Annotated in this window: 26 protein-coding genes; 10 read left to right on the top strand and 16 right to left on the bottom strand. The window is 71.5% G+C overall.

Annotated elements, in window-relative coordinates:
- Positions 1-86: 86 nt before the first annotated feature.
- Positions 87-1,322, bottom strand: coding sequence for an argininosuccinate synthase (locus tag D9598_RS04195; RefSeq protein ID WP_198365158.1), 1,236 nt, complete (start codon positions 1,320-1,322; stop codon positions 87-89).
- Between the two features lie 72 nt (positions 1,323-1,394).
- Positions 1,395-1,961, bottom strand: a complete 567-nt coding sequence (locus D9598_RS04190; RefSeq protein ID WP_198365157.1) for a transposase — start codon at positions 1,959-1,961, stop codon at positions 1,395-1,397.
- Positions 1,962-2,190: 229 nt separating this feature from the next.
- Between D9598_RS04190 and D9598_RS04185 the strand changes: the two genes are divergently transcribed.
- Together D9598_RS04185 and D9598_RS04180 are read left to right on the top strand one after the other, a co-directional pair.
- Positions 2,191-2,787 (top strand): hypothetical protein, encoded by a 597-nt coding sequence (locus D9598_RS04185; protein WP_198365156.1) that lies wholly within the window; start codon positions 2,191-2,193, stop codon positions 2,785-2,787.
- A 152-nt stretch (positions 2,788-2,939) separates the two neighbouring features.
- Positions 2,940-3,605 (top strand): MBL fold metallo-hydrolase, encoded by a 666-nt coding sequence (locus D9598_RS04180; RefSeq protein WP_198365155.1) that lies wholly within the window; start codon positions 2,940-2,942, stop codon positions 3,603-3,605.
- 44 nt (positions 3,606-3,649) lie between these two features.
- Here the strand turns inward: D9598_RS04180 and D9598_RS04175 are convergent, their stop codons facing one another.
- Positions 3,650-4,015, bottom strand: coding sequence for a bleomycin resistance protein (locus tag D9598_RS04175; protein WP_198365154.1), 366 nt, complete (start codon positions 4,013-4,015; stop codon positions 3,650-3,652).
- Between the two features lie 104 nt (positions 4,016-4,119).
- Entirely contained in the window at positions 4,120-4,554 is a 435-nt protein-coding gene (locus D9598_RS04170; RefSeq protein ID WP_198365153.1) for a cupin domain-containing protein, read from the bottom strand.
- A 54-nt stretch (positions 4,555-4,608) separates the two neighbouring features.
- Between D9598_RS04170 and D9598_RS04165 the strand changes: the two genes are divergently transcribed.
- Entirely contained in the window at positions 4,609-5,049 is a 441-nt protein-coding gene (locus D9598_RS04165) for a MarR family winged helix-turn-helix transcriptional regulator (protein WP_198365152.1), read from the top strand.
- Positions 5,050-5,086: 37 nt separating this feature from the next.
- Here D9598_RS04165 and D9598_RS04160 read toward each other — a convergent pair whose 3' ends face one another.
- A complete protein-coding gene (locus tag D9598_RS04160) occupies positions 5,087-5,803 on the bottom strand; it encodes a response regulator transcription factor (RefSeq protein WP_198365151.1) in 717 nt (238 codons plus the stop codon).
- A 265-nt stretch (positions 5,804-6,068) separates the two neighbouring features.
- Here D9598_RS04160 and D9598_RS04155 point away from each other — a divergent pair, with 265 nt between their 5' ends.
- Genes D9598_RS04155 through D9598_RS04140 form a run of 4 tightly spaced genes read left to right on the top strand, consistent with a single transcriptional unit; the run spans position 6,069 to position 9,511 of the window.
- Positions 6,069-7,340 carry a GTP cyclohydrolase II gene (locus D9598_RS04155; RefSeq protein WP_232476899.1) on the top strand — a complete coding sequence of 424 codons (1,272 nt, stop codon included), beginning with the start codon at positions 6,069-6,071 and terminating at the stop codon, positions 7,338-7,340.
- 1 nt (position 7,341) lies between these two features.
- Positions 7,342-7,866 carry a L,D-transpeptidase gene (locus tag D9598_RS04150; RefSeq protein ID WP_198365150.1) on the top strand — a complete coding sequence of 175 codons (525 nt, stop codon included), beginning with the start codon at positions 7,342-7,344 and terminating at the stop codon, positions 7,864-7,866.
- 6 nt (positions 7,867-7,872) lie between these two features.
- A complete protein-coding gene (gene mutM / locus D9598_RS04145; RefSeq protein ID WP_198365149.1) occupies positions 7,873-8,730 on the top strand; it encodes a bifunctional DNA-formamidopyrimidine glycosylase/DNA-(apurinic or apyrimidinic site) lyase in 858 nt (285 codons plus the stop codon).
- 13 nt (positions 8,731-8,743) lie between these two features.
- Positions 8,744-9,511, top strand: coding sequence for an enoyl-CoA hydratase (locus tag D9598_RS04140; RefSeq protein ID WP_198365148.1), 768 nt, complete (start codon positions 8,744-8,746; stop codon positions 9,509-9,511).
- A gap of 80 nt (positions 9,512-9,591) precedes the next feature.
- Here D9598_RS04140 and mgtE read toward each other — a convergent pair whose 3' ends face one another.
- The 6 genes from mgtE to D9598_RS04110 form a co-directional block, all read right to left on the bottom strand.
- On the bottom strand, positions 9,592-10,977 hold the full coding sequence (gene mgtE / locus D9598_RS04135; protein WP_198365147.1) for a magnesium transporter: 1,386 nt from the start codon (positions 10,975-10,977) through the stop codon (positions 9,592-9,594).
- A 605-nt stretch (positions 10,978-11,582) separates the two neighbouring features.
- Positions 11,583-12,422 (bottom strand): metallophosphoesterase, encoded by an 840-nt coding sequence (locus tag D9598_RS04130; RefSeq protein WP_198365146.1) that lies wholly within the window; start codon positions 12,420-12,422, stop codon positions 11,583-11,585.
- Between the two features lie 3 nt (positions 12,423-12,425).
- Complete coding sequence (locus tag D9598_RS04125) at positions 12,426-13,709, bottom strand: ABC transporter substrate-binding protein (RefSeq protein ID WP_198365145.1); 1,284 nt, start codon at positions 13,707-13,709, stop codon at positions 12,426-12,428.
- Positions 13,710-13,741: 32 nt separating this feature from the next.
- Complete coding sequence (locus tag D9598_RS04120) at positions 13,742-14,566, bottom strand: carbohydrate ABC transporter permease (RefSeq protein ID WP_255528586.1); 825 nt, start codon at positions 14,564-14,566, stop codon at positions 13,742-13,744.
- 19 nt (positions 14,567-14,585) lie between these two features.
- Positions 14,586-15,533, bottom strand: coding sequence for a carbohydrate ABC transporter permease (locus D9598_RS04115; protein WP_232476898.1), 948 nt, complete (start codon positions 15,531-15,533; stop codon positions 14,586-14,588).
- Positions 15,526-16,677 carry an ABC transporter ATP-binding protein gene (locus D9598_RS04110; RefSeq protein ID WP_198365143.1) on the bottom strand — a complete coding sequence of 384 codons (1,152 nt, stop codon included), beginning with the start codon at positions 16,675-16,677 and terminating at the stop codon, positions 15,526-15,528. Before D9598_RS04110 ends, D9598_RS04115 begins: the two co-directional genes overlap by 8 nt.
- 294 nt (positions 16,678-16,971) lie before the next feature.
- Between D9598_RS04110 and rpsT the strand changes: the two genes are divergently transcribed.
- Positions 16,972-17,247, top strand: a complete 276-nt coding sequence (rpsT, locus tag D9598_RS04105) for a 30S ribosomal protein S20 (RefSeq protein ID WP_198365142.1) — start codon at positions 16,972-16,974, stop codon at positions 17,245-17,247.
- 361 nt (positions 17,248-17,608) lie between these two features.
- A complete protein-coding gene (gene dnaA, locus D9598_RS04100; RefSeq protein ID WP_198365141.1) occupies positions 17,609-19,108 on the top strand; it encodes a chromosomal replication initiator protein DnaA in 1,500 nt (499 codons plus the stop codon).
- Positions 19,109-19,177: 69 nt separating this feature from the next.
- Here the strand turns inward: dnaA and D9598_RS04095 are convergent, their stop codons facing one another.
- On the bottom strand, positions 19,178-20,257 hold the full coding sequence (locus D9598_RS04095; protein ID WP_232476897.1) for an MBL fold metallo-hydrolase: 1,080 nt from the start codon (positions 20,255-20,257) through the stop codon (positions 19,178-19,180).
- Between the two features lie 143 nt (positions 20,258-20,400).
- On the opposite strand from D9598_RS04095, the gene coaA reads away from it, so the two are divergent.
- Complete coding sequence (coaA, locus tag D9598_RS04090) at positions 20,401-21,387, top strand: type I pantothenate kinase (RefSeq protein ID WP_198365140.1); 987 nt, start codon at positions 20,401-20,403, stop codon at positions 21,385-21,387.
- 46 nt (positions 21,388-21,433) lie between these two features.
- On the opposite strand, the gene D9598_RS04085 is transcribed toward coaA, so the two are convergent.
- Genes D9598_RS04085 through D9598_RS04070 form a run of 4 tightly spaced genes read right to left on the bottom strand, consistent with a single transcriptional unit; the run spans position 21,434 to position 24,647 of the window.
- Positions 21,434-22,441 (bottom strand): tripartite tricarboxylate transporter substrate binding protein, encoded by a 1,008-nt coding sequence (locus D9598_RS04085; RefSeq protein ID WP_198365139.1) that lies wholly within the window; start codon positions 22,439-22,441, stop codon positions 21,434-21,436.
- Positions 22,442-22,496: 55 nt separating this feature from the next.
- The gene (locus D9598_RS04080; RefSeq protein ID WP_198365138.1) at positions 22,497-23,297 is read right to left on the bottom strand and encodes an SDR family NAD(P)-dependent oxidoreductase; all 801 of its coding nucleotides are present in this window, start codon (positions 23,295-23,297) and stop codon (positions 22,497-22,499) included.
- A 14-nt stretch (positions 23,298-23,311) separates the two neighbouring features.
- The gene (locus D9598_RS04075) at positions 23,312-24,121 is read right to left on the bottom strand and encodes an SDR family NAD(P)-dependent oxidoreductase (RefSeq protein ID WP_198365137.1); all 810 of its coding nucleotides are present in this window, start codon (positions 24,119-24,121) and stop codon (positions 23,312-23,314) included.
- On the bottom strand, positions 24,108-24,647 hold the full coding sequence (locus D9598_RS04070; protein WP_198365136.1) for a carboxymuconolactone decarboxylase family protein: 540 nt from the start codon (positions 24,645-24,647) through the stop codon (positions 24,108-24,110). Before D9598_RS04070 ends, D9598_RS04075 begins: the two co-directional genes overlap by 14 nt.
- Positions 24,648-24,659 lie beyond the last annotated feature (12 nt).

Genomic DNA, 24,659 nt, shown 5'->3' with positions numbered 1-24,659 from the left:
ATGGACGCCTAACGCCGCGTGGTCCGGCCGGTTTCGCCCCTTCAGAAGGCTTGGGGGCGCCTCCGGAACGGCACCCCCGATGCCTTTCAGAGAGCGCCGCCCTTGCGGCCGGCCATGGCGCCGAGGCGCAGGCGCAGCGCGTTGAGCTTGATGAAGCCCTGGGCGTCGAACTGGTCGTAGGCGCCCTGGTCGTCCTCGAAGGTCACGTGCTTCATGGAGTAGAGGCTGTTCGGGGACTGGCGGCCCGTCACGATGGTGTTGCCCTTGTACAGCTTCAGGCGGACGGTGCCGCTGACGCTCCTCTGGCTTTCATCGACCATCGCCTGGATCATCCGGCGCTCAGGCGCGAACCAGAAGCCGTTGTAGATCAGCTCCGCGTACTTCGGCATCAGGCTGTCCTTGAGGTGGGCGACCTCACGATCCAGGGTGATGCTCTCGATGGCGCGGTGGGCGGCGTGGAGGATGGTGCCGCCGGGGGTCTCGTAGCAGCCGCGGGACTTCATGCCGACGAAGCGGTTCTCCACGAGGTCCAGCCGGCCGATGCCGTTGGCCTTGCCGAGGGCGTTCAGCTTGGTCAGCAGCGTGGCGGGGGAGAGGCGCTCGCCATTGATGGCCACCGCGTCGCCGCGCTCGAACTCGATGGTGATCTCGGTCGCGACGTCGGGCGCGTCCTCGGGGCGGATGGTGCGCTGCCAGACGATTTCCGGGGGCTCGTCCCACGGCTCCTCCAGGATCTTGCCCTCGGAGCTGCTGTGCAGGAGGTTGGCGTCGACGCTGAAGGGGGCCTCGCCGCGCTTGTCCTTGGCGATGGGGATCTGGTTCGCCTCGGCGAATTCCAGCAGGCGGGTGCGGGACGTCAGGTCCCATTCGCGCCAGGGGGCGATGACCTTCACGTCCGGCTTCAGGGAATAATAGCCGATCTCGAAGCGGACCTGGTCGTTGCCCTTGCCGGTCGCGCCGTGGGAGACGGCGTCGGCGCCGACCTGCTCGGCGATCTCGATCTGGCGCTTGGCGATCAGGGGGCGGGCGATGCTGGTGCCCAGCAGGTAGCAGCCCTCGTACAGCGCATTGGCGCGGAACATGGGGAAGACGAAGTCCCGCGTGAATTCCTCGCGCAAGTCATCGATGAAGATGTTCTCTTCCTTGATGCCGAGCATCAGGGCCTTGTCCCGGGCCGGGCCGAGTTCCTCGCCCTGGCCGAGATCGGCGGTGAAGGTCACCACCTCACACTGATAGGTGGTCTGCAGCCACTTCAGGATGACGGAAGTGTCCAGCCCGCCGGAATAGGCGAGCACCACCTTTTTCACGTCCTTGACCGCCATTGCGTGGGTCCCTTTTTCCGAACGAGCGAAGTCCCGAGGGTTTGCCGCAGCGGCGCGGCGCGGGCAAGGCGGTCATGGCCAGCCGAGGCGGACGGAGCGCGGGATGGAGCGCCGCCCGGCGGCATCGCGCAGCAGACGGGCCAGGGCGCGCAGCGTCTCGCGGGTGGGGCGCGGGCCGAGCGGCCAGGCGAGCAGGGTTTCGGACAAAAGCGGATCGGGCAGCAGCCAGGGCGGGCCGTTCAGCGCCGAACGCAGGCCGAGGCGGCGGATGAGCATGAGGAGCGGCAGGCCACCGAGGCGCGCGGCGCGGCGGGCGGCGCGGCAGATGCTGTATTCGATGGCGCGCAGCGGGTCGGTGGGGGATGCGGCGGCGAGGGTTTTCAGTAGGCGGTGCCAGAAGCCGGCATGCGTCAGGCGGCGGAAGAAGCGGGCGACGGTGTCGGAGCGGCCGAAATGTGCCGGGAGATTCTTCCAGGGCGCGCCGCGCTGGTGGGCCATGTGGAAGATGGCGTCCATGCGCGCGCGGAGGCCCGGCGTGCGGCGGCCCTGGGGGGCGAGCGGCGGGAGATGGGGCTGGAGGGCGGCCCAGGCGGCGTCGGAGAGCGGGGTCCAGGGGGTGGGGGTGGTGGGGCTGGACATGGGAGGGCCGCTCCGGGGGGCAAGGGAAAGCCAAGTTTATTAGGAATTAAGTCCTTTTGTCAAGATGGTTGGCCTGCTGACAAAGCCTCGCGGGCGTCAGACGCGCCAGTTCGCCAAGAAGCCAGAAGCTATCGCACCTCTCTTGTCGCCTTATCAAAAGGGATTAATAGATGGATTTTCTATCATCTAGTTTTTGCACCGTGTGAACGCATAACAGCGAGAGGGCGTCATGTTCCTGTTGGGCATCCTGGGCATGGGATGCGGCATCGTGCTGATGCTGCTTGGCATCTTCCTGGATACCAGTACTGAAGTAGGCCACCTCGGGCTTGGATTACCTGAGCGCGTCAATAACCTAGGCCTGTTGGTTCGAAATGTTACGCTGGTTTATTCCGGGGCGGGTATACTGGTCGCAGGATCGCTGTTTACTGTTGGCTCCCTGCTGGCGCGCAAGATTGAAGGGAGCGTTGCCGCACTTAAGTCCGCTATCCATCCTACCTTCGCTCCTGTTAACCCGCTTTATGGTGCCTCACCGCCCCTCGCGCAGAAAGTAGAAACGCCAGTCCAACCAACGGCGAAGAAAACGGTCCACCTTAACGATTCTGGTTCTCCTGAAGCTTGGGATGCCGTTGAGGCAAAGGCTATTTCTCTGGGCTACACCACTCGTCGCGACCGCCACGAATTCCGTATTTCATCTTCAAAAGGCATTTCGCGCACATTCAACAATATCAAAGAGGCGTGCCAATATTTGGGCATGCCATGGATCACGCCCTTGAGAAATCTGGAGAAAACATTTCCCCCAACCTCTACCGCCACTGATAAACAGTAGTTCTTGAAGACAACCAACCACCTGCTGCGTAATACCAGACAGCAAGCCCTCTAGATTTTGATCCGCAGGCGCTTCCCGACACCAGTCCTGGCCCAGCGGACGCCTCCCCCTCCCCGTTGACCCACCCCCGCCCCCTGTGGCACGCGGGCGTCATGTCCCAGTTCCAGGCCGCCCAGATCCCGGTCACGCCCTTCCAGCAGAACTGCACCCTGATCTGGGATGCGGAGAGCGGGCGCGGGGTGGTGGTCGATCCGGGCGGGGATGTGCCGCGCATCCTGGCGGGGCTGGACCGGGCGGGCTTCACGGTGGAGCGCATCCTGCTCACCCATGGCCATCTGGATCATGCCGGGGGCGCCGCCGCGCTGAAGCGCGCGCTAGAGGCGCGGCAGGGCGGGCCGGTGCCGATCGAGGGGCCGGACCGGCGCGACGGCTTCCTGCTGGAGGGGCTGGCCGAGCAGGGCGCGCGCTTCGGCATCACGGATCTGGAGAGCGTCACGCCGGACCGCTGGCTGGCCGAGGGCGAGACGGTGTCCATCGCCGGGCAGGATTTCGCGGTGCTGCACTGCCCCGGCCACACGCCGGGCCATGTCGTCTTCGTCTCCACCGCGCTCGGGGTGGCGGTGGTGGGGGATGTGATCTTCCGCGGCTCGGTCGGGCGGACGGACTTCCCCTATGGCGACGGCGCGGCGCTGATCGCCGCGATCGAGCGGAAGCTGCTGCCGCTCGGGGACGAGATCCGCTTCCTCTGCGGCCACGGGCCGGGCTCCAGCTTCGGCGAGGAGCGCCGCTCCAACCCCTTCCTGGGCGGCCGGGGCTGAGGCGCCGAGGTTGAGCCGCTGGGGCTGAGGCGCGGATCGGGGGCTCAGCCGGGCTCCTGCACCAGGCGGAACAGGGTTCCATCCGGATCGACCAGGGCGCCCACCGTGCCGCCCCAGGCCTGCCGCCGGGGGCGGTGTGCGCGCGGCCAGCCGGTGTCGGCCTCCGGCACGCCGGCGGCGCGCGCGGCCTGGAAGAAGGCCTCGGCGTCCTGCAGCCGGAGGCAGCAGCCGAAGCCGCTGCGGGCCGGGTCGAGCTCGGGCTGGAGGAAGAATTCGAGGACGAGGCCGCCGCGCCGCAGGATCATCCAGCCCGCGTCGCGCCAGGTTTCCCGGAAGCCGAGGCGCGCGAAGAATCGCGCGGTCGCCGCGAAATCGCGCGAGGGGAGGTTGGGCGTGGCCATCTCGGTCAAGGCAGGGTCTCCGCTCCGGCCGGCGCAGGGTCGGCCGGGCGGCCCAGGGGCGTCAAGGCGGGGGGGGGCGTCAAGGCGGGAAGCGGCAGGACGGGGCGATGTCCTCAGGCCGGCACCAGCCCATGCCGCGGCATGATCTCCCTCACCCGCGCGGGATCGGGCCTGTCCGGCCCGGCCACGGCCGCCGCCATCTCCTCGAAGTAGGCGCGGCCGATGGAGCCCGGCGTCAGGAGCACCAGAGCGCGGGCGATCTCCTCGTGGCGGTTCTCGTGGTGGTGGACAGCGCCGCGGGGGATGAAGGCGACATCGCCGGCGCGGATCTCGCGGGGGATGCCGTCCACCGTCACGGTCAGGATGCCGGCGAGGCCATAGACCGCCTCGTCCACCGCCGCGTGGTGATGCGGCGCGGGGACGCGGGCCTCGGGCGGCACGGTGAATTCGAAGAGGATCATCTCGCCCGCCCCGTGGTGCTCATCGACCAGGAAGCGCAGGTCCAGCGCGCCGATCCGCACGGTCACCGGCTCCATCGAGGTTTCCATTCCCGCCCTCCCTTCGTAAAGTCTCTTTACGGGAATTCGTAAAGAGACTTTACAATGACGTCAAGCGAGAAGAGGGCGGAAGGGCCGCCCTTCGTAGGCGCGCTGGCCCGGTTGTGCTTCCAGAAGGCGCGGCGGCGGGTGGAGGCGGCCATCCGCGCCGCCGGCGGCACGGACGTGCACGAGACGCATCTGGCCGTCTTCTCCTATCCGCTGCCGGACGGGGCGCGGCCTTCGGAGCTGGCGCGGCGGCTCAACATGTCCCGGCAGGCGGCGCACCATGCCATCGCGCAGCTGGTGCGCCAGGGCTATCTGGAGCGGCGGGGGGCACGGGGGTTGATCCACCTGACGCCGAAGGGCCGGCATATCGCGGAGGCGATCTGGGCCAGCATGCGGGGGCTCCAGGCGGAGTGGGCGGCGCGGATCGGGGCCGAGCGGTTCGGCGTGTTCCTGGAGGTGCTGCGGGAGCTGGCCCTGGCGCCGGAGGAGGACGCATGAAGAAAGCCGGGCCTTCCGGCCCGGCTTTCGTTCCGCCTCAGGCGGCGATGCGGCCGGCCTGGGGGTCGAGGCGGTAGCCGCCGCCCTCGGTCAGCAGCAGGGCGGCATTGGCCGGGTCGGGCTCGATCTTCTGCCGCAGGCGGTAGATGTGCGTCTCCAGCGTGTGCGTGGTGACGGCGGCGTTGTAGCCCCAGACCTCGTTCAGCAGCACCTGCCGCCCCACCGGCCGGCCGCCGGCGCGGTAGAGGAACTTCAGGATCGCGGCCTCCTTCTCGGTCAGCCGGATCTTGCGACCCTTCAGCGGCTCCAGCAGGAGCTTGGCGGAGGGGCGGAAGGTGTAGGGCCCGATGACGAAGACCGCGTCCTCGGAATTGTCGAAGACCCGGAGCTGGGCGCGGAGCCGCGCCAGCAGTTCCGCGATGCGGAAGGGCTTCGCGATGTAGTCGTTGGCGCCGGCATCGAGCCCGCGCACGATATCCTGCTCGGCGTCGGCGCCGGTCAGCATGATGATGGGGATCTTGATCCCGTCCTGCCGCAGCCGGGCGCAGAGTTCGCGCCCGTCGCCGTCCGGCAGGCCGATGTCCAGCAGCACGGCATCGCAGCGCGAGTCGGGCGACATCAGGTGCCCGGAGGCCTCCGAGGCTGTCGCCGCCTCGACGGGCGCGAATTCGCCGTCCAGTGCCAGTTGTTCGGACAACGTCGCCCGCAGGGCGTCATCGTCGTCCACGATGAGGATCGGCCTCGGGCCGGTCATGCGCTCTCCCGAATTCGCCAGTAGGCGGGCCTGGGGGCCCGCGGATGCTTCCGGGGCAAGCGATTCGCTCCCGGAAGCCACCAAGCGGCCATCGTGGCCTCAGCCGCGCCCGGGGGCAAGCCCTGGCATGCGACAAGAAAATTGGGATTCCCCGCCCCGGCGTCCCAATCTAGAGGCTGGTCAACGCCGCACCGCCCCCAACATTCCCGCCAAGGCGGCGGTTGCCGGCTTCGGGACGGACGAGGAAACGAGGACAGGCACGGGCATGACAGGCAGGCAAGGCATGGCGATGCGGGGCGGGCACGATGCCGAAATCGGGCCCCTCGTGCCGGACGCCGCGGCCCTGGCGCTGCGGGCGGTGCATCGCGCCGTGAGCGAGCTGCGCCGCGGCACGCCGGTGCTGCTGGTCCCCTCCGGGCTGGGGGGCGCGGGACCAGGGGGCGGCGAGCGGCCGCTGCTGGTGGCCGCGGCCGAGACGGTGGGCGCGCGGGGCCTGGCCGAGATCGCCGCCGCCGGGCTGCCGCCGCCGGTGCTGCTGCTCTCTCCCGCGCGGGCGGCGGCGGTGCTGCAGCGGCCGGTGCTGGCGGAGGAGCCCCCGGCGGGCCTGTCGGCGGGTCCTTCCCCCGAGCGGCGCATGGAGGAGGGGGTGGCCGCCCTGCGCCTGCCGGACGGGTTGCTGGACCCGGCCTCGTTGCGGCGGCTGGCCGACCCGGTGGCCGAGCAGTTGCTGCCGGAGCGGCCGGAGCAGGTGTCGCCCCCGGGGCTGGCGGCCGCCGGCCTGGCGCTGGCCAAGCTGGGCCGCCTGCTGCCGGCCCTGGTGGCGGCTCCTCTCGGCCTGGCGGGCGGCACGGGGTTGGCGGCGGCGGAGCGGCTCGGCCTGCTCAGCGTGCCGGCCGGGGATGTGCTCGCCTATCCGGGCCGGGTGGCGGCGAGCCTGACGCGGGTGGCGGAGGCGCGGGTGCCGCTGGAGGAGGCGCGGGACGCGCGGATCGTGGCCTTCCGCGCCGCCGATGGTGGGATCGAGCATCTGGCCATCCTGATCGGCGCGCCGGAGGCCTTGCCCGCCGGCGGGCCGGCGCCCCTGGTGCGGGCGCATTCCGAATGCTTCACCGGGGATCTGCTGGGCAGCCTGCGCTGCGATTGCGGGCCGCAGCTGCGCGGCGCCATCGCCCGCATGGCGCAGGAGGGGGCGGGGGTGCTGCTCTACCTGGCGCAGGAGGGGCGCGGCATCGGGCTGGTCAACAAGCTGCGCGCCTATACCCTGCAGGACCAGGGGCTGGACACGCTGGATGCCAACCGGGCGCTGGGCTACGGCGCCGACGAGCGGGGGTTCCTGGTGGCCGCGACCATGCTGCGCGCGCTCGGGCTGGAGCGCATCCGGCTGCTGACCAACAACCCGGACAAGGTGGCGGGGCTGGCCGCCTGCGGCATCGCGGTCGAGAGCCGGGTGGCGCATGAATTCGCCGCCAATGGCGTGAACGACCGCTATCTCGAGACCAAGGCCGAGCGGTTCGGCCATCTGCTGGGGCTGAAGTGACATGTCGGCCGCCCTGACCGCGCGGGTTCATCCCGAGGGCCGCCTCGCCTGCCGCGGCGCCGTCTGGCGCTGCGCCCTCGGCAAGGGCGGCATCCGCCCGGCGCGCGAGAAGCGCGAGGGGGATGGCGCCACCCCCGCCGGCTTCCTGCCGCTGCGCCGGGTGCTCTATCGCGCCGACCGGCTGCGGGCGCCGGACTGCGCCGTGCCGGTGGAGCCGATCGCGCCCGCGGATGGCTGGTGCGACGATGTGGCGCACCCCGCCTACAACACCCGCATCCGCCTGCCGCACGAGGCGCGGCACGAGGTGCTCTGGCGGCAGGATCCGGTCTACGACATCATCGGCATCCTGGGCTGGAACGACGCGCCGGTGGAGCGCGGCCGGGGCAGCGCCATCTTCCTGCACCTGGCGCGGCCGGGCTACCCGCCGACGGAGGGCTGCATCGCCCTGGCCGAGCCGGACCTGCGCGCCCTCCTGGCCATGGGGGTGGCGGGCATCGAGGTGCCAGGTTTCGAGGGAACGGGCTGAGCCGGCATGCCTGAGCTGCCAGAGGTCGAGACCGTGATGCGCGGCCTCTCCGGCCTGCTGCTCGGCCGGCGCATCGTCTTCGCCGCGACGCACCGCGCCGGCATGCGCTGGCCCTTCCCGCCGGGCCTCGCCGCGCGGCTGACCGGCGCGCGCGTGGAGAGCTTCCGGCGGCGCGGCAAGTACATCCTGATGCGGCTCTCGGGCGGCGATTCGGCGCTGATCCATCTCGGCATGTCGGGGCGGATGGTGGCCCGGCCGGTGGGCGCCAACACCCCGCCCGCCGCGCATGAGCACCTGCTGCTCCGCACGGAGGGGGATGGGCCGGGGGACGGGCAGGAGATCGGCTTCGTCGATCCGCGCCGCTTCGGCAGCGTCGACCTGGTGCCGACGGCGGCGGAGGAGGGCCACAGGCTGCTGGCCGGGATGGGGCCGGAGCCGCTGGCGCCCGACTTCACCCCCGGCGTGCTGGGCGCGGCCCTCGCCGGCAGGCGGACGCCCATCAAGGCGGCGCTGCTCGACCAGCGGGTGGTGGCCGGGCTCGGCAACATCTATGTCGCCGAGGCGCTGTTCCGCGCCGGCCTCTCGCCGCGCCGGCTAGCGCAGACCATCCCCGGCGCCCGCGCCGCGCGGCTGGTGCCGGCGATCAGGGCCGTGCTGACCGAGGCGATCGAGGCCGGCGGCTCCAGCCTGCGCGACTATGTGCAGGCGGATGGCGAGCTGGGCCGTTTCCAGGACCGCTTCCAGGTCTATGACCGCGAGGGCGCCCCCTGCCCGCTCTGCCCCGGCCCGCCGGCTTGCGCGGGCGTCTCGCGCATCGTGCAATCGGGGCGCAGCAGCTTCTTCTGCGCCCGCACCCAACGCTGAGAGGAAACCCGCCATGGCCGAGATGATCCAGACCGAGACGAGAGGCCGCGCCGGCCTGATCCGCCTGAACCGCCCCGCCGCGCTGAACGCCCTGTGCGACCAGCTCATGCGCGAGCTGGCCGCGGCGCTGCGCGATCTCGACGCCGATCCGGCCATCGCCGCCATCATCCTCACCGGCAACGAGAAGGCCTTCGCCGCCGGGGCCGACATCAAGGAGATGCAGGAGCGCCGCTTCCCCGACACCTACCTGCATGACTTCATCGGCGAGAGCTGGGAGGCGGTGCTGACGGTGAGGAAGCCCGTCATCGCCGCCGTCTCCGGCTTCGCGCTCGGCGGCGGCTGCGAACTGGCGATGATGTGCGACCTGATCCTCGCCGCCGACACCGCCCGCTTCGGCCAGCCCGAGATCAACCTCGGCATCATCCCCGGCGCCGGCGGCAGCCAGCGGCTGACGCGGGCCATCGGCAAGTCCAAGGCCATGGAGATGGTGCTGACGGGCCGCATGATGACCGCGGAGGAGGCCGAGCGGGCCGGGCTGGTGGCGCGGGTGGTGCCGGCGGCGGAGCTGCTGGCCGAGGCGGAGAAGCTCGCGGAGAAGATCGGCACCCTCTCCGCCCCCGCCGTCGCCATGGCCAAGGAGGCGGTGAACGCCGCCTTCGAGCTGCCGCTGCGCGAAGGGGTGCGGCTGGAGCGCCGCCTGTTCCTCGGCCTGTTCGGCACCGAGGGGCAGAAGGAGGGCATGGCGGCCTTCGTGGAGAAGCGGAAGCCGGCGTTCCGCTAGGCCGGATCAAGGGCGGGGGGGGGAAGTCAATTCCTCCCCCTTCCGCCCGGCCCGGTGTCATGCGGCGCGGCGGGCGCGCCTCACAGCAGCGTCCCGCTCAGCACCAGCGCGGCGACGCTGAAGTAGATGACGAGTCCCGTCACATCGACCAGCGTGGCGACGAAGGGCGCCGAGGCGCTGGCCGGATCGAAGCCCAGCCGCTTCAGGCCGAAGGGCAGCAGCGATCCCGCCATCGAGCCGAAGAGCACGATGCCGAGCAGGCCGAGCCCCACCGTCAGCGCCACCAGCGCCCAGTGCGGACCGTAATCGTAGAAGCCGAGCTGCTGCCAGGCGACGATCCGCGCCATCCCCAGCAGGCCGAGGATGCCGCCCAGCGTCAGCCCCGTCGGCACCTCGCGCAGCGCCACCCGCCACCAGTCGCCGAGCCGGACCTGCCCCAGCGCCAGCGCCCGGATCAGCAGCGAGGTCGCCTGGCTGCCGGAATTGCCGCCCGAGCTCATGATCAGCGGGATGAAGAGCGTCAGCACGATGGCCTTCTCCAGCTCGTGCTCGAAATGCTGCATGGCGCTCGCCGTCAGCATCTCGCCCAGGAAGAGCACGCAGAGCCAGCCGGCGCGCTTGCGGATCATCTCCAGGAAGCCGATGCGCAGATAGGGCTTGCCCAGGCTCTCGCGGTCCAGCGCCTCCATGCCGCCGAAGCGCTGCGCCGCCGCGCTGTCATCCTCCATGATGGCGTCGATCACGTCATCGACCGTGACGATGCCGAGCACCTGCCGCGCCGCGTCCACCACCGGCACCGCCAGCAGGTCGTGCCGCGCGAAGAGCCGCGCGATGTCGTCGCGCGGCGTGCCGGCCGCCACCGTGACCGGCGCGCGGTCCGGCACCAGCTCGATGGCGCGCTGCTCCGGCCGCCCGGTGATCAGGCGCCGCAGCGGCACCGTGCGCAGCAGCGCGCCGCTGCGCGGATCGAGCAGGTAGAGGGCGTAGATGGTCTCGCGCGTGCGCTCCACCTCGCGGATGTGGCGCAGCGCCTCCTCCACCGTGGCGGTGGCCGGCAGGCTGACGAACTCGGTCGTCATCAGGCTGCCGGCGCTGCCCTCGGGATAGGCCAGCAGGCGGCGCAGCGTGCCGGCCGGCTCGGGCTCCAGCGGCGCCAGCAGCCGCGCGCGCTCGCCCGGCCGCACCTCGCGCAGCAGGTCGGCGGCGCGATCGGCCGACATGTCGGAGAGCAGGGGCGCGCGCAGCGGCTCCGGCAGGGCGAGCAGCAGCCGGCCGGCGCGGTGCAGCTCGGGCCGGTCGAAGGCCTCGACGCGGCGCTCGGGCGGGGCGAGGCGCAGCAGCTCGGCCGCCGCCTCGGCCGGCAGCGCGTTCAGTTCCTCGACGGCATCGGCGACATGGCCGCGCGTGACGCGGTCGAGGGCCGCCGCCGCCTGCGCCCCATAGGGGTGGGAGAGGGTTTGCAGCATGGCTCACCTTTACGGTCCGCGAGACGGGCGGCACCGCGGCGAGCCGGAGGGGGCTCAGGACGCGGCGGCCGTCCGGGGCGCGGACAATCGACTGGGACTGTCGCTGGGACTGTCGCTCGGCATGGTCCGGTTTGTTCCTGATGCGCGCCGTGCCGGAGCTTCCCCCGCGCCGCGGCGCTGCGCGGGCCAATGGACCCGCGCAGCGGTGGCGTCAAGCGGCTTTCGGGGATGGGAGGGCGCGGGCGGACCGTGCCGATCCCGCGCGCCGGGGGGCCGGGAATCTGCTATCGCGGAGCGCCGCCAGACATGGACCACGCCATGCCGCCCTGGCCAAGCCCCTCTGGCCAAGCCCCCCTGGCCAAGCCCGGGCTCCGCGCCGAAGGCGTCCTCCGGGTTGGCCGGGCGGTGTGACCGGCTCGCCGGCGATCCCGCTCCGGTGGCGGGCACCGAGATCGACCCGTGTCCATCGCCCCCAGGACGCGGATCAGCCGGCCATTCAGGGCGAGGCCGTGGCGTTCGCCGCGGGAACCGGGCCGGGCACCCCCCGAAGGGACCGCCGGAGGGGCCGCCGGGGAGGAGCCGCCGGCCCCTCCCCGCCCTTCGCCTCAGGCCGCCACCGGCTGCTGCGGCCCGTAGATCTCCGGCAGCAGGCCGATATCGTGCGGCACCAGCCCTTCCGGGTGGATCACGCGGCTCTCGAAGCGGCCATCCGCGTGCAGCGCGTGCTCGACATAGCCCGGCGTCTTGTCGCCGATGCGGCGCTGCCAGGTGTCGCCCACCAGGAAGGCCACGGCCGGCGCCCAGATCTGCCGGATGCCCTCCGACACGCCGCGGTCGCGCGCCTGGTGCACATGGCCGGAGGCGACGAAGGCCACCGGGTGCCGCGCCAGCAATTCGAGCATGCGGCGGCGCGGCGCCGGCAGCACCGGCCAGTAGGTCAGCGCCGTCTCGTCCATCCGCTCCTCGCAGAGCGGCTTGTGCTGGAAGAGCGCGATGGACCGCCCCCCGGCGGTCGCCAGCGCCGTCTCCAGGACATCGAACTGCGCCGCCGCCTCGGGCAGGTCGGTGGCCATGATCAGCGTGTCGAGGCCGATCAGCCGCCAGCCCGGCACGTCGCGCAGGAAGCGGTCGGGGCCGAAGGCCTCGCGCCAATGGGCCAGCCGGGTGGCGTCGGCCGCCGTGGCGCCGCCGAGCGCCGGGTCGTTGCCGACATCATGGTTGCCCGGCACGGCCAGCCAGTCGAGGCCGAGCCCGTCCATCCGCCCGCGCGCGTAGCGCAGATCCTCGGGCCCCGTCTCGCCATGCGCCGAGACATCGCCGGTGTGGATGACGAGGTCAGGCCGGGTGGCGCGCAGATGCGCCGCCAGCACCTCGAAATTGACGCTGAACTCCGGATGCGCGGCGGAGAGATGGGTGTCGCTGATCTGGGCGATGCGGAAGGCCATGGCTCATGACCTCCGCGGCAGCAGGCGGCGCACCTCGGCGGCCATGTCCTGCTGCACCTGCTCGGGCGTCGCGCGCTGCTCGACGATGCGGGCCAGGTTGTCCACCATGGTCTGCGTCACGCGCACGCTGTTGCTGCCGGGGAAGGCGTACCAGGGGATCGAGATGGGGAGCTGGCGCACCGCCGGGGTGAAGAGCGGGTTCTCGCGGTAGAAGGCGCCGAGGTGCTGCGGGTCGTCGATGGCGATCTGGTTGCAGGGCAGGTAGCCGGTGTTGCGCACCATCAGCGCCTGACCCTCCGGACCGGTCGAGAAGCGCAGGAACTTCCAGGCCGCCTCGCGCTTCGCCGGGTCCTTGGCGGTCAGCATGCCGGCGGCGCCGCCGGTCGGCAGGCGGCCCTTCTGCGGGTCGATCACCGGCATCCCGGTGGTGCGCAGCGTGAAGTTCTCGCCGATGCTGGCCAGCGTGCCGCGCACCAGGGCGGTGGTCTGGAACAGCATGCCGACCTTGCCGGCGGCGAAGGCCTGGCGCGCGGCGGGGGCGGTCATGTTCGCCATGCCGCCCTCCTTCACCATGCGGTCGAGCAGGCGCAGCGCGCCGAGCCCCTCGGGCCCCGCGAAGCCGACATCGCGCTCGTCCTCGGTCAGCATGCGGCCGCCATGGCCGAAGAGCAGCGCCGAATACATCCAGTCGTCGCCGCTCCAGGTGAACCACATGCCCTCGGTGCCGCCGCCCAGCCGGTCGATCCGGCCGGCCAGCTCCAGCACGCCGTTCCAGTCCTGCGGGAAGTTGTCCGGGTCGCCCCCGGCGCGCTTCACCAGCTCGGCGTTGTAGTAGGTGATGGGGTTGGAGGCGGCGTAGGCGAGGCCGGCCTGCATGCCGCCGAAATGCGCCAGCGCCAGCAGGTTCGGCGTGTAGCCGGCCCCGGCCGGGTCGCCGTCGCGGGCGAGCAGCGGCGCCAGATCCTGGGCGATGCCCCGCTCGGCGAAGATGCGCAGCCGGTTGAAGCCCTGGTAGGAGAGGTCGGGGAGCTGGCTGGTCGCGGCCTGGCGCAGCAGCAGCTGCGCACCCTCCTCGTAGTTCGGCGTGGTGATGAAGTTCACCTTGATGCCCGGCTCGCGCTTCGCGAACTCGGCCAGGATGGCGTCGTAGCTCTCCTTGTAGATGAAGGGCTGCGCGTAATGCACCGTGATCTCGGCCTGGCCCTGGGCGCGCGACAGGCGGGGGGCGGCGAGCGGCACCAGGGCGGCGGGAAGCGCCAGGGCGGCGCGGCGGGAGAGGATCGGCATGACGGTGGCTCCGGTTGCGCGGAAGAAAGGGGTCAGCCCTTGAGGCCGGTGGTGGCGATGCCCTCGACGAAGCGGCGTTGCGCCAGCAGGAAGGCGGCGACGAGGGGTGCGGTCATGATCACGGCGGCGGCCATCAGCGCGCCGAAATCGTCGTCGCCCTCGGTGGTGCGGAAGAACAGCACGCCGAGGGCGGGCGTCGCGTGCTCGGCCGTGCTGACGACGATCAGCGGCCAGAACAGGTCGTTCCAGTGCGCGACGACGGAGAAGATCGCGAAGGCGGTGGCGGCGGGCCAGGCATTGGGCAGCACGACGCGCCAGACGATCGCCATCTCGCCCATGCCGTCGAGCCGCGCGGCGTGGATCAGGTCGTCCGGCAGCGACTTGAAGAACTGGCGGAACAGGAAGATGGCGAAGACCGAGATGGTCGAGGGCGCGATCAGCGCCGTGTAGGTGTCGAGCAGGCCGAGGCTGCTGAAGCCCAGATAGAGCGGCAGGGCGGGCACGTGCGGCGGCACCAGCAGGCCGAGCATGACGGCGCCGAAGACCAGCTCGCGGCCGCGGAAGTTCAGCTTGGCCAGCGCGTAGCCGGCGGGGATGGCGAAGAGCAGCTGGAAGACCAGGATGCCGCCGCAGACGATGACGCCGTTCCAGAGGTACTGCGCGACGGGCAGCAGGGAGAAGACGCGGCCGTAGTTCTGCGCCGCCGCCAGCCGCTCGGGCAGCAGGGCGAGGCTGGCGCGGAAGATCTCGTCCGCCGGCTTCAGGCTGGCCGAGACCATCCAGATATAGGGCATCAGCAGCAGCAGGCCGAGCAGCGTCAGCACGGCGAGGCGCGGCAGGTCGCGCCAAAGGGACATGTCGTGGGGGGCTTCGCGCTCAGCCATAATGCACCCGCTTGTCGAGGACCCGCGTCTGCAGCCACATCAGCGCCAGCACGATGGCCAGGAAGACCAGGGTGATGGCGGCCGAGTAGCCGAGGCGGAAATAGGTGAAGCCCTCCTGGTACATGGTGTGCAGCAGCACCTCGGAGGCGCGGTCGGGGCCGCCCTGGGTCAGCACCTTCACCGTGTCGAAGACGCGCACGGCGCGGATCATGGTGATGGTCAGCACGAAGAGCGTGGTCGGCCCCAGCATCGGCCAGGTGACGAGGCGGAAGCGCGACCAGGCCGAGCGGGCGCCATCCACCTCGGCGGCGGCGTAGAGGTCGCGCGGGATGGCGGTCAGCCCGGCCAGGAAGAGCACCAGGTTGAAGCCGAGATTCTCCCAGATGCCGATGCCGGCGAGCGCCCACATCACCGTGCCCGAGGAGGAGAGCCAGGCCGGCCCCTCCACCCCCACCTGCCGCAGCACCGCGTTGAGCGGGCCGATGGTCGGGTGCAGCAGGTATTGCCAGGCCGAGGCCATGGCGACGGTGAGCGAGACCACGGGCAGGAAGAAGACGGCGCGGAAGAAGGTGCGGCCGCGCGTGCCGCCCTCGATCAGCAAGGCGAGGCCGAGGGCGCCGAGGATCGAGCCCGGCGTCACCACCGCGACATAGAAGAGGGTGTTGCGGAAGGCCTGGAGGAAGCCGCGGTCGGTCATCAGCTCGGCGAAGTTGCCGAGGCCGATCCAGGCGAAGCCGTCCATCCCCAGCTCGTAGTCGGTGAAGGCGAGCGCCACGGCGGCCAGCGTCGGCAGCAGCAGCAGGACCCAGTAGGCCAGCACCGCCGGCAGGCTGAGCATCCAGGCCGTCAGCGTCTCGCCGGCCCGCCAGCGCGGGCGGGGCGGGGCCAGGCCGGGGGAAAGGCCCGGGGAAAGGCGCGGGGGGAGAACGGCGTCAGACAAGGGCCGGCTCCGGCACCACGGCGATGTCGCGCAGCCGCTTGCCGCGGGCGTCGAACAGCAGGGCCCGGGCCGGGTCGAAGCCCAGCCGCACCGGGCTGCCGGGCGGCAGGTCGGGCACGTAGCTGGGCGGCAGGCGGCAGACCAGCGGCGTGCCGCCGGCCAGGCGGGCGTGCAGCAGCAGGCTCTCGCCCAGGAACTCCAGCCCCGCCGCCTCGGCCGGCAGGCCCCCGGTCTCGGAGAGGTAGAGGTCCTCGGGCCGCACGGCGAGCGTCACCGGCGCCGGCCCCGCCGCGGCGCCGCAGAGGCGCAGCCCGCTCGGATAGCCGCCGAGCCGGACCAGGCCGTGGCTGTCCGCCACGCCCTCCAGCGTGTTGATGCGCGGCGAGCCGATGAAGCAGGCGACGCGCAGGTCCTCGGGGTCGGCGTAGATGGCGCGCGGGCCGGCGACCTGCAGGATCTCGCCCCCCTGCATGACGGCGACCCGGTCGGCCATGGTCAGGGCCTCGGTCTGGTCGTGCGTCACATAGAGGGTGGCGGCGCCGACGCGGCGGTGGATCTCGACGATCTCGCGCCGGGTGTGCACGCGCAGCGCGGCGTCCAGGTTGGACAGCGGCTCGTCCATCAGGAAGGCGGCGGGGTGGCGGACGATGGCGCGGGCCAGCGCCACGCGCTGCCGCTGGCCGCCGGAAAGCTGACCGGGGCGGCGGTCCAGCAGGCTGCCGAGGCCGAGCGCCAGCGCGGCGCTGCCGACCTCCTCGTGGATGGCGCGCCGGGCGGCGCGGCTGCCCGGCCACCAGCGGCCGAGCAGCGGCAGGCGCTGCGGGGCGCTCAGCCGCCGCATGGCCAGCGGCACGGCGATGTTCTCCTCCACCGTCAGGTGCGGGTAGAGGGCATAGGACTGGAAGACCATGGCGACGTCGCGGTCGGCCGGGCGCAGCGCGGTGACGTCGCGGCCCTGGATCAGGATGCGGCCGGCATCGGGGCGGTCGATGCCGGCGATCAGCCGCATCAGGGTGGATTTGCCGCAGCCGGAGGGGCCGAGCAGGGCGACGAACTCGCCCGCCGCCACCTCGAGCGAGACCCCTTTCAACACCGCCGTGCCGCCATAGCGGCGCGCCACGCCTTCGATCCGGATGCCCGACACCTCACGCCCCTTTGCTCGCGTCGGGGGGCGCTCTATCCAAGCGGGATGACAGGGGCGTTCCGCTTCCGTGAAGCTTGCGTTGCAACGCAGCGACTCGGGCGGGGCAGCCTCACGGACCCGGGAGGGGCCGGGGGTATGCCCGGAAGGCTGCCCGGGGATGCCCTGGGGATATCCTGGGGATCATTGACTCCCGGCCGCCGCGAGGGCTAGAAACCGCGCCTTCCCGCGCCGGTCCCGGGCTCCGCCCAGGGGCCGCGCGTTCCTGAGACACAGACGACTGGTTCAAGAATCGCCATGGCGAATACGGCTTCCGCGCGCAAGCGCATCCGGCAGACGGCCACTCGCAACGAGCGCAACCGCGCCCGTCGCTCCCGCGTCGGCACCTTCCTGACCAAGGTCGAGAAGGCCATCGCCGGCGGCGACAAGTCCGCCGCGCAGGCGGCCTTCAAGGACGCGCAGCCCGAGCTGCAGCGCGCCGGCACCAAGGGCGTGATGCACGCCAACACCATCGCCCGCAAGCTGTCCCGCCTCTCGGCGCGGATCAAGGCCCTGGCCACCGCCCAGGCCTGAGCCGGGCTCATGGCATGACGGCGGCTTGACCGCCGTGGTCCGTGTTCTCGCTAAGAACCCGTTGCGCGGCCCGCGCGACGGGGGATAGCCTTCCGAGAACAATCCGCCGGACCGTTATTTCTGAATACATTCTGGCGTAGCCGTTCGTCCTTGGCGATGGGGTTCAATACTTGAATCCCGATGCATCAGGACGGATCGGTGATGTGTGTCCTTATTCCGGCGCACGTAATTGACTTGTCTGTGTCATGGTTCCCTGCTCCCGTGGCGGGAGCCTCGCGGAAGCGCTGCCCGGCCTTCCGCTCCGCCCCGCGAGGGGCCTCGATCAGCTTGGCCTCGGGCCGAAAGGTGGCAGGTGCTTCGTATGGAGAATGAGCTCGGCACTCCTTCCTCCGCCGCGCCGGATCAGGTCAGGGAAGCGCCCGCGGCGGAAGCCTGGGCCCGCATCCGCGGCCGCCTGCGCGAGGAAGTGGGCGAGGTGGAGTACCGGAGCTGGCTGCGGCAGATGACGCTCTCGGCGATCGAGGGCGAGGAGGCCGTGATCCAGCTGCCCACGCGCTTCCTGCGCGACTGGGTGCGCAACCATTACGGAGACCGCCTGCGCGCCCTCTGGAGCGCCGAGAGCCTGGGCGTGCGCCGCGTCGATATCCGTGTGGCGCCCGATTCCCGCCCCCCGGCTTCGGAGGAGGCCGCGGCCGCCACGGGGCTCGCCGGCGCCGCGCCGGTGGCGCGGGCGCATCAGGGCGCGCTCGCCCTGGCCGAGCCCCTCTCCTCCCTGCCGCGCGCCGAGGCTCAGGCCTCCGCCCCCGCTGCCCAGCGGGCCGAGTCGCGCGGCAATGACTGGGCCGCGCCGCTCGACCCGCGCTTCACCTTCGACAGCTTCGTCGTCGGCAAGCCGAACGAGTTCGCCCATGCCTGCGCCCGCCGGGTGGCGGAGAAGCCGGCGAGCCCGGGCTTCAACCCGCTGTTCCTGTATGGCGGCGTCGGCCTCGGCAAGACGCATCTGATGCACGCCATCGCCTGGGCGATCAGCTTCAACGGCCAGCGCAACGTCGCCTACATGTCGGCTGAGAAGTTCATGTACCGCTTCATCGCCGCCCTTCGCTCGCAGAGCACGATGGAGTTCAAGGAGAGCCTGCGCTCGGTCGACGTGCTGATGATCGACGACCTGCAATTCCTGATCGGCAAGGACAACACGCAGGAGGAGTTCTTCCACACCTTCAACGCGCTGGTGGATGCCGGCAAGCAGATCGTGGTCTCGGCCGACAAGTCGCCCTCCGACCTGTCGGGGCTGGAGGACCGGCTGCGAACGCGCCTGGGCTGCGGCATGGTGGCCGATATCCACGCCACCACCTATGAGCTGCGCATCTCCATCCTGCAGGCCAAGGCGGCCGGCGCGGAGGTGGACGTGCCGGCCCGGGTGCTGGAGTTCCTGGCGCACAAGATCACCTCCAACGTCCGCGAGCTGGAAGGCGCGCTGAACCGGCTGATCGCGCATGCCAACCTGTTCGGCCGCCCCGTCACGCTGGAATCGGCGCAGGAGGTGCTGCACGACATCCTGCGCGCGCATGACCGGCGGGTGACGATCGAGGAGATCCAGCGCAAGGTCGCCGAACACTACAACATCCGCCTGACCGACATGTCCTCCGCCCGCCGCGCGCGCAACGTGGCGCGGCCGCGCCAGGTGGCGATGTACCTGGCGAAGCAGCTCACCTCCCGCTCGCTGCCCGAGATCGGCCGCCGCTTCGGCAACCGCGATCACACGACGGTGATGCACGCCGTCTCCCGCGTGGCCGAGCTCATGCAGGCCGACAGCACCTTCGCCGAGGATGTCGAGCTGCTGCGGCGCATGCTGGAGACCTGAGGGCCCGCCCTCCGCGCGCCGGAGGGCGGTTCCCGAGACCCGATCGGGCCCCTCCGGCCCGGCGGCCGGCTAAGGCTCCGCCGCCTCCCCCTCCGCCCGGGCCCGGCGCCGGTAGCGCGGCACCTCGTCCCCGATCCGCTCCGCCCGGCCGCTTTCCACCAGGCGGTTGAGGTGCGCCAGGGTCTCGCCCACGGCGAAGCCGATCTGCCGATCCTCCGTCACGCGCGGGAAGAGGATGCGCGCGGCCTCGAAGGTGGTCAGTGGCGCCGCGAGGCCGGCCGCCAGGGTCTCCAGCCGCTCGGCGTGGTGCGCCGCCAGGGCGTCGATGCGGGCATGGAGGCCGGTGAAGGGCTCGCCGTGCGAGGGCAGCACCAGCGTCTCCGCCGGCAGGGCGCGCAGGCGTTCGTTGGAGGCCAGGAAATCCTCCAGCGGGTCGGCCAGCGGCTCGGCCGCGCCGACGCCGACATAGGGGGTGATGCGCGGCAGGATCTGGTCGGCCGAGATCAGCACGCCGAGCTCGGGGCAATGCAGCGCCGCCATCTCCGGCGCATGGCCGCCGCCGGTGTGGACATGCCAGGCCCGGCCGCCGATCGTCAGCACGTCGCCCTGGGCGATGCGCCGGTAGCAGCGCGGCAGGGCGGTGACGGCGCGGGCATAGAGCGGCCCGCGTCCGGCGAGGAAGTCGAGATGCGCGGGCGGGCAGCCGGCGGCGGCGGCGAAGGCGAGCTGCCGCGCCGTCATGCCCTCGTCCGTGTCGAGGCTGAGGAAGCGCGCCATCAGGTACTCGGTGCGCGGCATCAGCAGCGGCACGTCATGCCGCTCGCAGAGCCAGCCGGCGAAGCCCACATGATCGGGATGGAAGTGCGTCACCAGCAGCCGCGTCAGTGGCCGGCCCGCCAGCCCCTCGTCCAGGATCCGGGTCCAGAGCGGCACGGAGTCCTCCGTGCGCGCCCCCGCATCCACCGCCAGCACGCCCTCGCCATCGTCGATCAGCCAGAGATTGACGTGCCGCGGCGGGAAGGGCAGCGGCATGCGGGCCCAGGCCAGGCCGGGCAGGATCCGCCGCAGCTCGCCGGGGCCCGGTGGGACGGGAGTTGGCTCCAGGGCCGGTTCCAGGGGCGGCATTCCGCGGTCTGGCGTGACGATCATCGGACGGCTTTCCTCTTTTTCCGGCGGCCATCCTCGACCCGGATGGCGAAATCCGCCAGCACAGGCTTCGCAACGCAGCATGGCGGTGCCAGGATCGCCCCCGCCTCTTCCCCCCGGGGGTGGCGGCGCAGGGAAACGCGACCATGAATCACGCCACGCTCCCGGCCGACGGGCCGAGGACCCCCGACATGGCGAACCAGCGGCCGATCGCCGGCCCCTCCGCCTACCGGCACTTCCGCCGCGACGAATGGGCCAGGCTGCGCTCCAACACGCCGCTCTCCCTCTCGGACGCCGATATCCGCGGGCTGCGCGGCCTGAACGACCGGCTCTCGCTGACAGAGGTGGCGGATATCTTCCTGCCGCTCTCGCGCCTGCTGAACCTGCAGGTGGCGGCGGCGCGCGGGCTCGGCGTGGTGCAGGACACCTTCCTCGGCCGCCCCGTGGTGCCGCCGCCCTATATCATCGGCGTCGCCGGCAGCGTGGCCGTGGGCAAGAGCACCTTCGCCCGCGTGCTGCAGGCGATCCTGGCGCGCTGGCCGGACCATCCCAAGGTCGAGCTGGTGACGACCGACGGCTTCCTCTACCCGACGCGGGTGCTGGAGCAGCGCGGGCTGATGCAGCGCAAGGGCTTCCCCGAGAGCTACGACCTGCGCCGCATGATCGGCTTCCTCTCGGCGGTGAAGGCGGGCGAGCCGGCGGTGGCGGCGCCGGTCTATTCCCACATGACCTACGACATCCTGCCCGATCAGACGCAGATCGTGCGCCGGCCCGACATCCTGATCTTCGAGGGGCTGAACGTGCTGCAGGCGGCGGCGGGCGCGCCGCTGCTGGCCTCCGACTTCTTCGACTTCTCCGTCTATGTCGACGCCGACGAGGCCGATATCGCCGCCTGGTACCTCGAGCGCTTCCTGCTGCTGCAGCGCACCGCCTTCCAGAAGCCGGCCTCCTACTTCCACCGCTACAAGGACCTGCCGCGCGACGAGGCCGTGTCGGTGGCGCAGCGGATCTGGCGCGAGATCAACCTCGTCAACCTGCACGAGAACATCCAGCCGACGCGCGAGCGCGCGCGCCTGGTGCTGCGCAAGATGGCCGACCACAGCGTGGGCGAGATCTGGATGCGGCGGATGTGATGGGCGCGGAAGCGGGGCCCGCCCCCCCCCGCGCCCGCCCCGGCGCTCAATCGGCGCGGATATTCGCGGCCTCGGCGATCTGCCGCCAGCCGCCGATCTCGCGGCGCAGGCGCTCCGCCACCACCTCCGGCCCCTCGAAGCGGACCAGCGATCCCGCCTCGAAGGCGCGGCGCTTCAGATCCTCCTGCGCCAGGGCCGTCCGCATCGCCTCGGTCAGCGCCGCCCGGATCGGGGCCGGCACGTTCCTGGGCGCGTAGAGCGCGAACCAGACATTGAGCGGCAGGTCCCGCATGCCGTTCTCGGCCAGGGAGGGAATGTCCGGCAGGCCCGGATGCCGCTCGTTCGAGCTGACGCAGAGCGCGCGCACGCGCCCGTCCCGCACCAGGCTGACCAGCGGCGGCGGCGAGTTCATGTAGAACTGGATGCGGCCGGCGATCAGGTCACTGATGGTCTCCCCGGTGCCGCGGTAGGGCACGTGCAGCATGTCGATGCCGGCGCGCGACTTCAGCAGCTCGGTGCCCAGGTGGTGCATCGAGCCGTTGCCGGCCGAGGCATAGTTGACCTGGCCCGGATTCGCCTTCGCATAGGCGACGAACTCCTGCAGCGTCTTCGCCGGCACCGAGGGATGCACGACAAAGAGCTGCGGCGTGTCGGACACCTGGCCGATGGGGACGAAATCGGCGACCGTGTCGATGGCGCCGAGCCCGCCGATGGCCGCCCGCCCTGCCATGGTGCCGCAATAGCCCATCAGCAGCGTGTAGCCGTCCTGCGGCGCGCGCAGCACGGAGGTGACGCCGACCACGTCATTGCCGCCCGGCCGGTTCTCCACCACCACGGGCTGGCCGAGCAGCACGCCCATCGGCTCGGCGATCAGCCGCGCCGCGTAGTCGGTGCCGCCGCCGGCCGGAATCGGCACGACGATGGTGATCGGCCGCGACGGGAACTTCCCCTGCGCCAGCGCCGGGCGCGCCAGGGCCGTCGCGCCGAGGCCCGCCGTCATGGCCAGCGCGCCGCCCATCAGAGCGCGGCGGCCGAGCTTCGTATCCTGTTCCATGAACACCTCTCCCTGTGGCCGCGCACCTGTGCCGTGCGTCGGCCCTTTGTTGTGCCTACGGCATCGCCGCGGAGATTCCTCCGTCAACGAGCAATTCAGTGCCGGTGATGTGCCGCGCCTCGTCGGAGGCCAGGAACAGCACGGCGTGGGCGATGTCCCAGGCGTCGCCCATCTTTCCCATCGGCACCTGCGCGTCGCGCTTCGCGATCAGCGCGGCCGCGTCATTGGCGCCAAGCTGGCGCACCAGACGGTGCTCGACCAGCGGCGTGTGCATCAGCCCGGGGATGACGGTGTTGCAGCGGATGCCGAGCCTCGCATGCTCCATCGCGACCGACTTGGTCAGCGCCAGGATGCCGTACTTCGACGCGCTGTAGGCGACATGCGGGCGGTCCGCGCTCATCCGCAGCGCGGCGATGGAGGAAAGGTTGACGATGGCGCCGCGGCCCTGCGCCTTCATCACCGGCAGGGCGTATTTGCAGCCGAGGAAGGCGCTGCGCAGATTGAAGTCGAGCTGCCGGTCCCAGTCCGCCTCGGCCATGCTCTCGGCGCCGCCGGGGAAGGAGCCGCCGACATTGTTGACCAGGATGTCGAGCCGCCCGAAGCGCGCGACGCAGGCGGCCACGGCGGCCTCGACCTCGGCGGCGAGAGTGACATCGGCGATATGCCCCTCGGCCTCATGGCCCTCGCCGCGGATCAGGCCGAGGGTTTCCTCCACCGCCTCGGCGCGGTTGTCGAGGGCGAGGACGCGCGCGCCCTGGCGCGCCATCAGCACCGCCGTCGCCTTGCCGTTGCCCCAGCCGGGGCCCGCCGAGCCGGCGCCCGTGACGAGCGCGACCTTGCCATCCAGACGCAGCATGCGGCGTCCCTCCTTCAGCTACGCACGGCGGCGCAGAGCCCGCCATCGACCAGAAGCTCCGTGCCGGTGACGTACTTCGCGGCGTCCGAGGCCAGGAACAGCGCCGCCTCGGCGACGTCGAAGGCCTCGCCCATATGGCCCATCGGCACCTGGGCGTGGCGGCGGTTGTAGAAGGCGTCGCGGTCCAGCCCGGTCTCGTCGCTGGCGAACTGCTCGGCCAGCTTCTCGACCAAGGGCGTCTCGATCAGCCCGGGCAGCACGCAGTTAAGCCGGACGCCCCGCCGCGCGTAATCCACGGCGACGACGCGGCTGAACTGCACGAGGCCGGCCTTGGCGGCGGCATAGGCGGCCTGGGGCTTGCCGGTGTAGCGGATGGCGGCGGTGGAGGCGACGGAGACGATGGCACCCTTCCCCTGCGCCACCATGCAGGGCAGCACGGCCTTCGTGCAGAGGAAGGCGCTTTTCAGGTTGATGTCGATCTGGCTGTCCCAGACCTCCTCGCTCATCGCCACCGGATCGCCGGGCAGCGACAGGCCGACATTGTTGACCAGCACGTCGACGCGCCCGAAACGCGCCAGGCAGTCGGCGACCATCGCCTCGACCTGATCGCGCCGGGTGACATCGGCCTCGGCGGTGAGGCAGGTGCCGCCCTCGGCCTCGATCCGCCGGCGCGTGTCCGCCGCCGCCGCCGGATCGCGGTCGATTCCATAGACCGTGGCGCCCTCGCGCGCGAAGAGCACCGAGATGGCGCGGCCATTGCCCCAGCCCGGCCCCTGCGAGCCGCAGCCGGTGACGATGGCGACCCTGCCGTCAAGCCGCGGCATCGGGGAGCGGATCGCCGGAATGGATCTGCATCGCTTCCAGGAAACGCGAGACCATGTTGTAGGCACCGATGGTCGCCGTCAGCTCGACCAGCTCGCGCGCGTCGAGCTCGGCCCGCACCGCCTCGAAGACCGGCTTCGGCACATGGATCTCGCGCGTCATGCTGTCGCAATAGGCGAGCACGGCCTGCTGGCGGGCATCGTAGAGGTCCTGCGCGCGCCAGTCGGCCAGGCCATCGACCTGCGCCTGGGTGAGCCCTTCCTTCAGCGCGATGGGCGCGTGCTGCTCGGCCTCGTAGGGCGCGCCGTTGAGATGGGCGATGCGCATGATGACCATCTCGCGCAGGCTGCCGGCGAGGCCGCAGTGATGGCGGATGGCGGTCAGGTAGCCGAGCCAGCCCTCCGCGACCGGCGGGCTGTGCAGCAGCATGGCGTAGAGATGCAGCAGGCTGCCGCGCTCGCGGACGATGCGCTCGACCAGCGGGCGCGCCTCAGGCTCGTTCGGGTCGGCATAGGGGATGCGGGCCAAGTCGGTTTCCTC

Origin of the sequence: Roseomonas sp. KE0001 (assembly GCF_016107285.1) — a bacterium.
Classification (GTDB): domain Bacteria; phylum Pseudomonadota; class Alphaproteobacteria; order Acetobacterales; family Acetobacteraceae; genus Pseudoroseomonas.
This window is presented reverse-complemented; position numbering and strand designations above follow the sequence as displayed.